General features: G+C 61.6%; 12 protein-coding genes. 9 read left to right on the top strand and 3 right to left on the bottom strand.

Annotated elements, in window-relative coordinates:
- Positions 1-117: 117 nt before the first annotated feature.
- The 8 genes from JHX88_RS10055 to JHX88_RS10020 all read left to right on the top strand — a co-directional run bounded on the left by JHX88_RS10055 (position 118) and on the right by JHX88_RS10020 (position 10055).
- Positions 118-1683 carry an ABC transporter substrate-binding protein gene (locus JHX88_RS10055; RefSeq protein WP_141225779.1) on the top strand — a complete coding sequence of 522 codons (1566 nt, stop codon included), beginning with the start codon at positions 118-120 and terminating at the stop codon, positions 1681-1683.
- Between the two features lie 74 nt (positions 1684-1757).
- The gene (locus JHX88_RS10050) at positions 1758-3320 is read left to right on the top strand and encodes an ABC transporter substrate-binding protein (RefSeq protein ID WP_076524184.1); all 1563 of its coding nucleotides are present in this window, start codon (positions 1758-1760) and stop codon (positions 3318-3320) included.
- A 91-nt stretch (positions 3321-3411) separates the two neighbouring features.
- Positions 3412-4380: an ABC transporter permease gene (locus JHX88_RS10045; RefSeq protein WP_076524186.1), complete on the top strand. Its 969-nt coding sequence runs from the start codon at positions 3412-3414 to the stop codon at positions 4378-4380.
- Positions 4381-4417: 37 nt separating this feature from the next.
- Positions 4418-5374 carry an ABC transporter permease gene (locus tag JHX88_RS10040; RefSeq protein ID WP_076524188.1) on the top strand — a complete coding sequence of 319 codons (957 nt, stop codon included), beginning with the start codon at positions 4418-4420 and terminating at the stop codon, positions 5372-5374.
- 4 nt (positions 5375-5378) lie between these two features.
- Positions 5379-6575, top strand: a complete 1197-nt coding sequence (locus tag JHX88_RS10035; protein ID WP_076524190.1) for an amidohydrolase family protein — start codon at positions 5379-5381, stop codon at positions 6573-6575.
- Positions 6572-8074 (top strand): amidohydrolase family protein, encoded by a 1503-nt coding sequence (locus JHX88_RS10030; RefSeq protein WP_076524192.1) that lies wholly within the window; start codon positions 6572-6574, stop codon positions 8072-8074. Before JHX88_RS10035 ends, JHX88_RS10030 begins: the two co-directional genes overlap by 4 nt.
- On the top strand, positions 8071-9039 hold the full coding sequence (locus tag JHX88_RS10025; RefSeq protein WP_076524194.1) for an ABC transporter ATP-binding protein: 969 nt from the start codon (positions 8071-8073) through the stop codon (positions 9037-9039). Before JHX88_RS10030 ends, JHX88_RS10025 begins: the two co-directional genes overlap by 4 nt.
- Complete coding sequence (locus JHX88_RS10020; protein ID WP_076524197.1) at positions 9036-10055, top strand: ABC transporter ATP-binding protein; 1020 nt, start codon at positions 9036-9038, stop codon at positions 10053-10055. The genes JHX88_RS10025 and JHX88_RS10020 overlap by 4 nt, the downstream gene beginning before the upstream one ends.
- Before the next feature lie 149 nt (positions 10056-10204).
- On the opposite strand, the gene JHX88_RS10015 is transcribed toward JHX88_RS10020, so the two are convergent.
- Positions 10205-10849: a flavin reductase family protein gene (locus JHX88_RS10015; RefSeq protein WP_076524200.1), complete on the bottom strand. Its 645-nt coding sequence runs from the start codon at positions 10847-10849 to the stop codon at positions 10205-10207.
- A gap of 138 nt (positions 10850-10987) precedes the next feature.
- Here JHX88_RS10015 and JHX88_RS10010 point away from each other — a divergent pair, with 138 nt between their 5' ends.
- Entirely contained in the window at positions 10988-11698 is a 711-nt protein-coding gene (locus JHX88_RS10010) for a GntR family transcriptional regulator (RefSeq protein ID WP_076524203.1), read from the top strand.
- Between the two features lie 36 nt (positions 11699-11734).
- Here JHX88_RS10010 and JHX88_RS10005 read toward each other — a convergent pair whose 3' ends face one another.
- Positions 11735-12667 (bottom strand): DMT family transporter, encoded by a 933-nt coding sequence (locus tag JHX88_RS10005; protein ID WP_076524206.1) that lies wholly within the window; start codon positions 12665-12667, stop codon positions 11735-11737.
- Positions 12668-13247: 580 nt separating this feature from the next.
- Positions 13248-13508 (bottom strand): pyocin activator PrtN family protein, encoded by a 261-nt coding sequence (locus tag JHX88_RS10000; protein ID WP_076524208.1) that lies wholly within the window; start codon positions 13506-13508, stop codon positions 13248-13250.
- Positions 13509-13533 lie beyond the last annotated feature (25 nt).

Genomic DNA, 13533 nt, shown 5'->3' with positions numbered 1-13533 from the left:
TTGCACATGCTTAAAGCTTAATCATCCATATCTTGCCAACAAAAATTGTGAACAAATTAGTTGACAATTACTGAGATGGCTTCATTCTTGGGGTCAACGATGAGGAGGGTGCAATCTATGAATAAGGTGTTTCTTGGAGCATCGCTGGCGGTCATGATCTCGCATGGCGGCATGGCCACAGCCGAGAATGTGCTTCGGTGGGGCGGTGCTCGGGATATCTATTCACTTGATCCCTATTCCCTGGGCTCTACCTCCAACCTGGCATTCCTGAACCATATCTATGAGGGGCTGGTACGCTACACTCCGGAATTCGAGGTTGAACCCGCCCTGGCCGAAAGCTGGGAGCTGATCGGTCCGGCGACCTGGCGGTTCCATCTGCGCAAGGGGGTCACCTTCCAGAATGGAGCAGAGTTCAACGCCGATGACGTGCTGGCCTCTATGGAACGGGTCAGCGATCCCGAATCGCCCTTGCGCGGTAATATCCCGACCTATGTGAGCACGACGAAGGTTGACGATCATACGGTCGATATCGAAGCCACGTCGGGCAGCACGCTCTTTTTGCGTGACATGACGAATATCTTCATGTTCGATGCGGATTGGCTGACGGACAATGATGCCGAAGCGCCGACCAGCGTTGGTGCCCAGACCGAGAATTTCGCGACCTACAACACCAACGGAACCGGCCCGTTCATGCTGGAAAGCCGGGTGCCCGACAGTGAAACCGTGCTGGTTGTCAACGAGGGCTGGTGGGATGAGCCGAAGCATAACCTTGACCGGATAGAGTTCACGCCGATCACCTCGGCACCGACACGGGTGGCGGCGCTGCTTTCGGGCGAGATCGACCTGACGGAGGCGGTGCCGGTCCAGGATCTGGAACGTGTCGAGGCAAGCCCGGAGATCGAGGTGATCCAACGCAGCGATCTACGCACGGTGATGCTGTCCTTCAATCGTCGCGAGACTTTGGCGGATGGTCGTCCCAATCCGTTCAATGACCTGCGTTTGCGCCAGGCGATAGACATGGCCGTGGATCGCGAGCTGATCGGCAAGCGGATCATGCGCGACAAGGCTCATATTGCCGGAACCATGGTCGCGCCTGAAATTCCGGGTTATGACGCCGATCTGGATGTACCGACGCCTTACGATCCCGACAAGGCCAGTGCGCTGATCGAGGAAGCCGGGCTGACTGGCACCGAATTCACCCTGACCTGCGCCAATGACGAGACGGTCAATGAAGAGGCGATGTGCCAGGCCGTCGTGTCGATGCTGACCCGTGTCGGGCTTGCGCCGCGGCTGGATATCGGTCCCCGCGCCGTGCAATCGCCCAAGCGCTCCAGCGGCAAGGCCGACATGTTCATCACGAGCTGGGCGAATGAGCCGACGCTGGATGCCTATTCCCTGCTGGTGCAGGTGCTCTCCAGTGCCGACGAGGCGCAGGGTGTGGCGAATTACGGCGATTGGTCCTATCCTGAAATCGACGAGCTCACCACGCAGATCAGCATCGAGACCGACGAAGCCAAACGGCTGGAATTGGAGAGCGAGGCGTTGAAGATTGCGAAGGACGAAGTGGTTCTGGTTCCATTGTATCAGCAGCCGATGGCCTGGGCGATGGGCGCCGATATATCCGAGGTGACAGTACGGGCCGACAACAAGCCACGTCACTGGCTGACCGGCATGAGTGAGTAACGGATGAAAGCTTAACCGGGCGACCTCGCCGCAGAAGCTTGGCGTCAAGATGAAGTTCAACAAGGGAGTATCAAATGAAACCGACACAAGCCGGATTACTGGCCACGGCGGCGCTGATGACAGCCGTTTCTGCCCAGGCAGAGACACTCCGCTGGGGCTCGGCGCGCGACATATATTCGCTGGATCCCTATTCCTACGGTGACAGCTATACCATCGCTTTCATGAACCATGTGTACGAGGCGCTGGTTCGCTATGACGAGAACCTGGAAATCGAGGGTGCGCTCGCCACGGAATGGGAGATCGTCTCCCCCGCGGTCTGGCGCTTTCATCTGCGCGAAGGGGTGAAGTTTCAGGATGGCGCCGAGTTCAACGCCGATGACGTGATCGCGTCGCTGACCCGAGTCAGCGATCCGGCCTCGCCGCTCAAAGGCAATCTGCCAGCCTATAAATCCGCGACCAAGGTCGATGATTACACGGTCGATATCGAATTGACCGGCCCTTATCCGCTCTTGCTGAACGATCTGACCAATATCCTGATCTTCGATGCGGGCTGGCTGAAGGATAACGATGCCGAGAAGCCGAGCGATGCGGCGGCCGGTGTCGAGAATTACGCTACGAACAACGCCAACGGAACCGGGCCTTTCGTCGTCGAAAGCCGCACCCCGGATGCCGAGACGGTCCTGGTCCGTAGCGATGACTGGTGGGACGAACCACGCCACAATATCGATCGGATCGAGTTTACGCCGATCACCTCGGCCCCGACGCGTGTGGCGGCATTATTGTCCGGCGAGATCAATTTCACCGAGGAGGCGCCGGTCCAGGATCTCGAGCGTTTGGCGGCGGCACCCGGTGTGACCTTGATGGAAACGCCCAGCCTGCGGACGATCATGTTCGGTTTCAACCGCAAGCCAGAACTCGAGGACGGTCGCGAAAATCCGTTCAACGATCTGCGCGTGCGCCAGGCTTTCGATATCGCGATAGATCGCGACCTGTTGGCAGAGCGCGTTTTCCGCGGCAAGTCTCGTCCCTCGGGTTCGATGGTCGCGCCCGAGATCCCCGGTTATGCCGAGGCGCTGGACGCCTATCCGGCTGCCGATGCGGAAAAGGCCCGCGCCCTGCTGGCCGAGGCGGGACATGAAGGGCTGGAATTCAGCCTGGTCTGCACCAATGACGCCTATGTCAATGACGAGGAACTGTGCCGCGCCGTGGTCTCGATGCTGAGCCGCGCGGGCTTCAGCCCGACCCTGGATTCCGCTCCGCAGGCGCTGCAGACACCCAAGCGTGCCGGTGGCAAGTCGGATGTCTATATCATCGGTTGGGCGACCCTGCCGATGATGGACGCCTATTCGGTCCTGCAGCAGATCATCCATACCAAGGGCGAGGCCTGGGGCGTGTTCAACTGGGGTGGCTGGTCCTATCCCGAGATCGACAAGCTGATCGAACAGGCCTCGACCGAGATGGATCGCGAGAAGCGGTTGGCGATCGAGACAGAAGCCTTGGCGATGGCCAAGGAGGAACTGGTGATGCTGCCGCTTTACCAGCAGCCGATGGCCTGGGCGATGTCGGAAGACGTCGAATCCGTCATGCAGAACCCGGACAACAAGGCCCGGCACTGGCTCACCAGGCTGGCTGAGTAATCTCGATGGCGGCATGGCCTTCGGGCCATGCCGTGAAACCACCGGGCCGGTATGCTCCGGTCCGCAACTTTCCAGACACGAGTAGGCACTGATGCTGGTCTTCATCCTAAAGCGTCTCGTCAATGCGGTTTTCGTCATGATGGCCGTGGCGTTCCTGGCCTTCGCGATCTTCCAGGTCGCCGGCGATCCGGTCGAGATGCTGGCCAATGAACAAATGTCGCAGGCAGACCGCGATGCGCTGCGCGATCGCATGGGGCTGAACGATCCCATGCCGGTGCAGTTCCTGCGCTTTGTCGGCAATGCCGCGCAGGGCGATTTCGGCATGTCCTATCGCAATAACCAGGACGTGATCGGGCTGATCGCCGAGCGTTTTCCCGCCACGATGGAGCTGGTGCTGGTCGCCACGCTGATCTCGCTGGTCGTGGGTATCCCCCTGGGTATCCTGACGGCGATCGGGCGGGGGCGATGGTTTGCCGAAGGGTTGCAATTCGTTTCCATCATCGGTGTCTCGCTGCCCAGTTTCGTCGTGGGCATCATGCTGATCCTAGTCTTCTCGGTCATATTGGGCTGGGCGCCTTCATTCGGACGCGGCGAGGTCGTCGATTTCGGATGGTGGAGTACCGGCTTGCTGACCCCCTCGGGACGCGCCGCACTGGTGCTGCCGGCGATTTCCCTGTCGCTTTACCAGATCACGCTGATCATGCGCCTGGTCAGGGCAGAGATGCTCGAGGTGCTGCGCACCGACTTCATTAAATTCGCAAGGGCTCGCGGGATACCTCGCCGCAAGATCTGGTTCCGTCACGCGCTCCGGAACTGCCTGATGCCGGTGGTCACCATGACGGCGATGAATGTGGGGGTGCTGATTGCCTTCGCACTGATCACCGAGACGGTGTTCCAGTGGCCGGGCATGGGGATGCTGTTCATCCAGGCGGTGACCTTTCTCGATTTCCCCGTCATGGCCGCCTACCTGGTCATCATTTCCTTCATATTCGTGTTGCTGAACACGGCGGTCGATATCAGCTACGCGATCATCGATCCGCGCCTGCGCAGCGCAAGGTAAGGTTCTTATCATGTCACAGCAGCATCAAGTTTCCGCCATGACCCCCGCCCCAGATGACGGACCCGAGGCCTCCACGCAGATAACCGGCAGGCGCGCCAAGTGGCGGGAGGGCGAGATCTACCAGTCCTTCCGCAGGCGTCCCGCGACGATCGGGGCAGCGATCTTGCTCCTGTTCCTGATCGTGACGGCCTTCCTGTCGCCACTCTTCGTGCCGCAGAATCCCTATGATGCGGCGCAGCTCGACCTGCTGAATGCCGAGATCCCGCCGATCTGGCAATCGGACGGTCAATGGCCCTTCATTCTCGGCACCGATACGCAGGGGCGCGACGTGCTGTCGGCGATCCTCTATGGTTCGCGCGTGTCCATCATCATTGGTATTGCCGCTGTCCTGTTATCGCTGATCGTCGGGATCACCTTTGGTCTTTTGGCGGGTTTTTACGGTGGCATCATCGACACCTTGCTGATGCGGCTTGGCGATGTGCTTCTGTCGATCCCGACCATCCTGGTGGCGATCCTAGTCAGCTCGCTGGCCATGCAGGCGCTGCCCGCGTCATTGCGCGATGTCGGCGCGGCGGGGGTGCTGGTGCTGGCCATCGTGCTGTCGTCATGGGTCCAATATGCCCGCACCGTCCGCGCGCAGGCATCGGTCGAGCGCGAGAAGGAATATGTCCTTGCGGCGCGCGTGCTGAACGTGCCGGGCCGCCGGATCATGCTCGGGCATATCCTGCCCAATACGCTGACCCCGATCTTTGTTGCCGCAACGCTGAATTTCGGCATGGCGATCCTGACCGAGGCGACGCTGTCCTTTCTGGGCATCGGCATGCCTCCGGGGCAGCCAAGCCTCGGCACGCTGATCCGCTTGGGGAATGACTACCTGTTCTCGGGAAGCTGGTGGATCGTGGTCTTCCCGGTGGTGCAACTGTCGTTCCTGGTGGTGACCGTGAACATGATCGGTGACTGGCTGCGCGACGCGCTCAATCCGAAACTGAGGTAAGACAATGGCCGATCTTCTGATCCGAAATATCCGCCCCATGGGAAACGAGCCCACCGACGTCCTGATCCGCGACGGAAAGATCGCAGACATGGGCGCGGGGCTGCAGGCCGAGGGCGTGCCGGTCGAGGAGGGCAGGGGGCGGCTGGCCATTCCCGGTCTGGTTGATGCGCATACCCATCTCGACAAGACCACCTGGGGCATGGATTGGCATGCAAATGACGAGGTCAAACCCCTGCGCGGCCGGATCGATTACGAGCGCGAGCAGCGGCTGGAGATCGGCATCGACCCGGCGCGGCAATCGATGCGCCATGCCCTGGGCCTGATCGCCAATGGTGCGACGCTGATCCGCAGCCATGTCGATATCGACACGCGTCACGGTCTGGCGATGTTCGAGGGCGTGACGGCCACCCGCGAGGCACTGCGCGATCATGTCGAAATCGAGATCGTGGCCTTCCCTCAATCGGGAATGATGGAGCGCACCGGCACCGTGGAACTGCTGGACGAGGCGCTGGCTCAGGGGGCCGAGATTGTCGGCGGCATCGATCCCTGCGGCTTCGAGTGGGATCCGAAAGGCGCGCTGGACGCGATCTTCGGGCTTGCGCAGAAACATGGCAAGCCCATCGATATCCATTTGCACGAGCGCGGCGAGCTTGGCGCTTTCAGCATGGAGATGATCTTCGAGCGCACCCGCGCACTTGGTATGCAGGGCAAGGTGGGGATCAGCCACGCATTCGCTCTTGGCGCGCCCGACTGGCTGCGCACGCAGGCGCTGATCGACGAAATTGCCGCGCTGGATATTCCGATCTTCACCACTGGGGCTCCCTCGGCCGAGGTGCCCGCGATCATGCGACTGAAAGAAGCCGGAATCCGCATGGGCGGCGGTTGCGACGGTATCCGCGATACCTGGGGGCCGTGGGGGCTGCCCGACATGCTGCACCGCGCCGAGGTGATCGGCATGCGCAACGGGCTGCGCTGCGATTTCGAACTGGAGCACGCCCTGCATATCTGCTCGGGCGGGGCGGCGCAGGCGATGGGCCGCGACAATTCCCGCATCGAGATCGGCGGGGCAGGCGACCTGACCCTGTTGCAGGGCCAGACATTGTCGCATGCGCTGGTGCAGCGCCTGCCGCGACCGCTGGTTGTGAAAGCCGGGCGAGTCACGGCGCGCGATGGAACCGTGATCGGAAAGGACATGCCGTGACGGGCGCGACAACCGAACTCGGGCAACTCGCACTTGGGCAGCGCGCCGATGGGCCGCTTTTGCTGACGGCGCGTTGGGTGATCCATGACAGCCCGCAGGGCCGCCGGCTGATCGAACATGGCGAGGTCGTCATCACGGATGGGCAGATCGCTTTCGTCGGGCGCGATTATCCCGGCGAGGTCGCCCGGCGGGTCGATCTGGGCATGAGCTTGATTTCCCCCGGTCTGATCGATCTGGACGCTTTGTCGGATCTGGACACCACCATCCTGGGCATCGACCATCAGCCGGGCTGGGCCAAGGGCCGGGTCTGGCCGCGCTCCTATGTCGAGCGTGGCCCCTACGAGATGTATTCGCCCGAGGAGCTCGCCTTCCAGAAACGTTTCGCATTCGCGCAATTGCTGCAAAGCGGGATCACTACGGCCGCCCCCATCGCCAGCCTGTTCTACCGCGAATGGGGAGAGACAGTTGCCGAGTTCGACGCCGCCGTCGATGCCGCAGCCGATCTTGGGCTGCGGGTCTATCTCAGCCCCGGCTATCGGGCGGGCGGCATGGTGTTGGAAGCGCCGGGCGAGATAAACCCGGTCTTTGACGAGGCGCGGGGGCTGCAGGGGCTGGAGGACGCGGTTGGTTTCATTCGCCGCCACGATGGCAGCCACGGCGGATTGGTGCGCGGCCTGCTTGCGCCGGATCGTGTCGAGACCTGCACCGAGGAATTGCTGCGCAGGACATTTGCTGCCGCCGAAGAACTTGATTGCCCGGTCCGCCTGCACATGGCGCAGGGCCAGATGGAACTGGACACCGTCCGCGCCCTGCATGGCTGCACGGCACCGCAATGGCTGGCCAGGCTGGGCCTGTTGGGGCCGCGCCTGGTCGCGCCGCATGCCACCTGCGCGACGGCTGACGATCTGGCTCTTTATGCACGGAACGGCGTCAGCATCGTGCATTGCCCGCTGGTTTCGGGGCGTCACGGCGCGGTGCTGAACAGCTTTGGCGAGTTGCGCGGCATGGGCATCAATATCGCCATGGGTACGGATACCGCTCCGCCCGACATGCTGCTGAACCTGCTGGTCGGATTGATCGGCGCGCATGTAAAGGGGCCACAGCACCAGACACCGACCCGCGATCTGTGGGATGCGGCCACCATCGGCGGAGGCGATGCGCTCGGTCGTCCTGACCTGGGGCGGTTGCGGGTCGACGGACCCGCCGATATCGCCGTGTTCGCGCTGGACGATGCGATCATGACCCCCGCGATCGACCCGATCACCACGCTTGTTGCCGGTGGCTCGGGCAAGGTCACGCGCGCGGTCTTTGTCGATGGCCGCCTGTCGATGCGCCGGATTGCCGGGCAGGCAGAGGTGGCGGGGCTGGATCTGCACGAGGCACAGGCGCGTGCACAGGCACAGTTCGACGCTCTGGTCGCCAAATATCCCGAACGAAGCTGGCGGCATCCGCCGCTGTCGGATCTATTCCCACCATCCTATCCCCTGGAGTCGTCATGAATGTGCTGGAAGTCCAAGACCTGCGGGTAGAGTTTCCGACCCATCGCGGCGTTCTGACCGCGCTGGACAATGTCAGCCTGTCAATCCGCCCCGGCGAAATCCTGGGCGTCGTCGGAGAATCCGGCGCAGGCAAATCCATGACCGGTCTCGCCGTGCAGGGATTGCTCGAGCCGCCCGGTCGGATCGCCTCTGGATCGGTGACGCTGAATGGCAAGCGGATAGACACGTTGTCCGATCGCGAGATGACACAAATTCGGGGCCGCGAGATCGGCGCGATCTTCCAGGACCCGCTGACCTCGTTGAATCCGCTCTTTACCGTGGGCGCTCAGCTTGTCGAGACGATCCGCCAGCATATTCCGATGTCGAACTCGGCCGCTCGCGCCCGGGCCGTCGAGTTGCTGGCCGAGGTCGGTATCCCTGCACCATCCGAGCGCGTGGATCACTATCCGCACCAGTTCTCGGGCGGGATGCGTCAGCGCGTCGTCATCGCGCTGGCCCTTGCGGCGCGCCCCGGCCTGATCATCGCCGACGAGCCGACCACGGCGCTGGACGTGTCTATCCAGGCGCAGATCACCGCGCTGCTTCGTCGCCTTTGCGCCGAACACGGGGCGGCGGTGATGCTGGTCACCCATGACATGGGCGTCATTGCCGAAACGGCGGACAGGGTGGCGGTGATGTATGCCGGACGCCTGATCGAGATCGGAGAGGTCGGGCAGGTCACCCGCGATCCACAGCATCCCTATACGCAGGGGCTGATGGGCTCGATCCCTGCGCTTGGGGCAAGGGTGCCGCGGCTGGAACAGATTGACGGCTCCATGCCTCGGCTGAACGCGATCCCGCCGGGCTGCGCCTTCAACCCGCGCTGCCCGAAGGCAGGCCCAAGATGCCGCCGCGAACGGCCAGAACTTTTCACGGCAGGGGCCGAGCAGGCGGCCTGCTGGCTATTGGAAGGAGGCACGGCATGAACGCCGATACGAAGGACAGGGCCACGGCTCCCGCGCTCGAGGTGCGGGGACTTTCCAAGAGCTTCGATGTCTCGGCCCCATGGCTGAACCGGGTGATTGAACGGCGCGGGCGGCAGATCCTGCGAGCCGTGGATGATATCGACTTCGACGTGCCCCGTGGCGGTTGCCTGTCGCTGGTCGGTGAATCCGGCTGCGGGAAATCCACCGTCGCCCGCATCGTCACCGGACTGTATAAGCCCGAGCGGGGAGAGATGCGCTTTGCGCCCGGTAATTCGGGGCAGCCGCTGACCGCGCAGATGATCTTTCAGGATCCCTATGCAAGCCTGAACGCGCGCTGGAAGGTCTTCGATGTCATCGCCGAGCCTCTGCGCGAACTGAAGCTGCGCAGCGGCAAGCAGGCGATCCGCGAGCGGGTGAACGAATTGCTGGAAGTCGTCGGACTGTCCGCCACGGACGGGGCGAAATTCCCACATGAATTCTCGGGCGGGCAGCGGCAGCGGATTTCCATTGCGCGGGCATTGGCCTCCGAGCCGGAATTCCTGGTCTGCGACGAGCCGACATCGGCGCTGGACGTGTCTGTCCAGGCGCAAATTCTGAACCTGATGCGCTCCCTGCAGGACGAGCTGGGGCTGACCTATCTGTTCATCAGCCATGACCTGTCAGTGGTGCGGCACATGTCCGACCGGATCGCGGTCATGTATCTGGGCCGGATCGTCGAGGAGGCGCCGACCGAGGTGCTGTTCGCAAGAACCCGTCATCCATACACACAGCTTCTGCTGGACACGATCCCGGATGTTCGCAACCCGCATCGCGACCGTCCGCTGAAAGGCGGAGAGGTGCCAAGCCCCCTGAACCCGCCCTCGGGGTGCAGTTTCCATCCGCGTTGTCCCTTCGCCAATGATCGCTGCAAGCAGGAAAAGCCGGGCCTGATCGCTTGCGATGACGGCGCCGTCGTCGCCTGCCACCGGGTCGAGGAAAGCGGCGGGCTTCCGGCCGGAGAAACGGTGAGCGCGTAACCCGGTCCTCGTGGAACGGGACTTTGCGTCCCGGCGCCGGCAGGTCTCTTGAACCAGTGGCAACACCGGCCGGCGGTCCCGCGAGGTATTTGGGCAAAGCAAAAGGAGGCAGATGACCCCGAGGCAGATCGTGGAAATTGGAGGGGGTCTCAGCCTTCCGTCGTTTCTCCGATGCGAACCGGACGAATACTGTCGACCGGAGGCGCCTTCAGAACGAATTGCCGGTCCGATGTGATGTAATTATCGGCATGAAGCCGGGCGATGGGCTGGTAATGCTCTGGATCGACATAGCGTTTCTCGGGATCGAGACATCTGTCGGCGACATGCATGTAGACGACTTCTCCCAGCACCAGCACGCGCCGGTCGAAATCGATGACCCTCTCGACGCGGCATTCCATTGCGCAGGGGCTTTCGATGATCCTCGGTGCCGTGACCAGGGTTCCCGGAGCGGGCGTCAGTCCCGCGGTCAGGATTTCGTCCACATCCTTGTCGAAGGAAAGGCCGCAGATCAGCATTCCCTCTGCGATGCTCATATCGACCATGTTGACGACGAATTCGCCGGTTTCACGGATATTGGCCACCGTGTCCTTGATTGCGCCGTCCGGCCGGGTTTGAATGCCGAGGACGACGATGGGGGGCTCATGCGAGAAGACGTTGAAGAACGACATGGGTGCGGCGTTCCTGCCTCCCGAACTACCATCGGTCGATACCAGCGCGATGGGCCGCGGGCCGACGAAATTCGAAAGCAGCCGATAGCGGACATCCTGGTCAAGTTTGGTAAAGTCGAAATCCACTATTGAGCCTCTGAATGTTATATGTGGCGTTGCGGCTGGACGGCGGGTCTGCAAAAGGCACAGGATTGAAAGTAAACTGGAACCGGTTATTGTGAACAATATTGTTAACAGAACTGGCTTGCAAGAGATGGATTTGAAATGAATACGGGAGAAGACACGGGTATCGGCAGGGCGGCAAAAGGCAGGTCGCTTTCTGTAGAGGAAATCCGCGATCGCATATGGCTCGCGATTGCGTCTCGCCAATTGTCTCCCGGAACGCGATTGAAGGAAGAGGAACTGGCAGGCGTCTTCAACGTCTCGCGTGGTCGGATTCGGCTTGTGCTCAAGGAACTGGGTCGGGAAGGGCTGGTGATCCTGCAAGCCAATCGAGGCGCCTTCGTGGCGGCACCGACGGCCGAGGATGCCGCCGATGTGTTCCATCTGCGCCGGGTCGCGGAAACCCGCATCATCCGGCGGCTGGCTGAAACGATCTCTCCCGAGGGGGTGGAGGAGTTGCGCGGGCTGGTTTCGGCCGAGGCCGATGCGGTCGCCGCCGGGGATAAGTCGGAGATCATCCGGCTGTCCGGGGCGTTCCATCTGCGCATGGCCGAGTTGCTCAAGAGCAATTTCCTGATCTGCATCATGCGCGAGCTGATCGCGCGCAGTTCCCTGGTCACGGCAATCTATCGTCCGCAGCATGACGTCCATTGTGGCCCGGCGGATCATGTCAAATTGCTGGACGCGCTCTCTGCCGGAAATGCCGGGCGGGCCGTCGAACTCATGGTCGAACATATCGATCTACTGGAAAGCGAACTGGATCTGAGCCAATCCGTCAAAAAGTCCAACGATCTCAATACGATCTTTTCATGAGCGCGATAACAGCCTGAAGCGGCGCGATTGCGGCCCCTATCCTTGCGGGGTCATCGCCTTGCGCTGACGGTTGCGTTCCAGTCCCAATTGCCGCTCGCGCCAGATGATCATGATCCCGGCCATGATGACCAGTGACGCGCCCCCCAACATCACCGGGGTCGCGATCTCGTCGAACAGGAACCAGCCGAAGGCGATCGACAGGATCATCGAAACATATTCGAAGGGCGCGATCAGCGAGGCCTCGCCAAAGCGATATGCCGATGTCAGGAAAATCTGCCCCAGACCGCCAAGCAATCCCGATGCAATCAGCAAGGCGGTCGTTTGTGCATCGGGCAGCACCCATCCGAATGGAAGGGTCAGCAGTGCCAGCACCGAAGATGTGAACGAGAACCAGAAGACGATGGCCGAGGTTCGTTCTTCCTGCACCAGTTTGCGCACGAAGATCTGCGCCAGCGCCGCACAACCGGCCCCGACAAGTGCCACGACCGCACCTAGGCTGCGCCTCAGATCCGGCTCCGCTCCCCCGAAACCGAGCTGCGGGGAAAGCACGATCAGCACACCGCTCAGGCCGAGCGCGACCATGGACAGCCGAAACAGCCGCACGTTCTCACCGAGGAACATCGCCGCAAAGATAACCACCAGCAGTGGCGCGGCATAGCCAATGGCGATCGCCTCGGGGAAGGGCAACAGGGCGAGGGCCCAGAACATGCAGCCCATCGCCGCCGTGCCGATGATCCCGCGATAGAAATGTCCCATTGGCCGGAAGGTGCGCAGTCCGACCGACAGTTCTCCGCGCCAAATCAGCCAGGCCAGGATGACCGGGATGGCGAAAAAGGAGCGGAAGAACACCTGCTGACCGGGGGGAACCCCGAGCCCGCCGTCCGAGGTCGCCTTCACGATCGCTGCCATGACGGTGAAAACGGTGACACTGCAGCATTTCAGAATTATGCCGCGAAGAGGACTGTCCATCGGCAGGGCTCTTTCAGGGGGCGGGATGATCGGGGGGATGGGTCATTGCCTGCGGATTATGTTGCCGTGGTAGGGCGGTCAAGCATTTTAGACCTCGCTGCCCGTAGGGAGGAGCTCGGGCCCCGCGCATCTGGCGGTTAATTTGCCTGCTTCCGACCCGGCACGGCCCAAGGACGCTTTTCGCCGACATTTGCTTGGCCATGTCTGCAAAGTTCGGCAAGGTCTTTGAACTCTTGGCCGTGACCCCATCAGAGTGTATAGGTTCACCCCGATCAAACTTGCCCTCGATGGTCCGCGCCCATCCCGCGCCTCCCCTCGACGAAGGAAGCCTTGAGATGGTACCCGGTTTCACCTGCACCATATGTGCTACGCGTAATCGAGACTTGCTGTATCTGGTCGTGGAACGGAATGCGTATGTCGTCGTGAAATGAATTGATGATATAAGAACAATGACGAAATATCAGGCAGACAGGCTCTCCGTCGCCCCCATGATGGATTGGACGAATTGGGCATAAAAAATATGGCTTGCCAATGGGTTGCGGCAAGCCTTCGGGGTGTTAGCAAATTTTAAGCAAGCGGATCAGCGCGACAGGGCTGTTGCCTCGCGTCTGGCAGCTTCCGCGCGAGCGTCAATGTAGCCCGCCAGATCGTTGAGATGGACCATTTTTGCGCCCTTCTGGGAGTTCTCCATGCGGACCAGAGGCAGGGCGATTTCACCGGCAGCAACCTTCCGAAGGAACACCGGCAGCGTGAGCGGTGCAAAGAAATCCTTGCACACCACGTCTGCCGGGATCAGCGGCTGACCATCATATTTCGCCATTAGGAGAAACGCCGTATTCATCTTTTTCGACCGTCTGATGGGTTAC

It is taken from the genome of Paracoccus saliphilus, from assembly GCF_028553805.1.
Lineage (GTDB): Bacteria > Pseudomonadota > Alphaproteobacteria > Rhodobacterales > Rhodobacteraceae > Paracoccus > Paracoccus saliphilus.
This window is presented reverse-complemented; position numbering and strand designations above follow the sequence as displayed.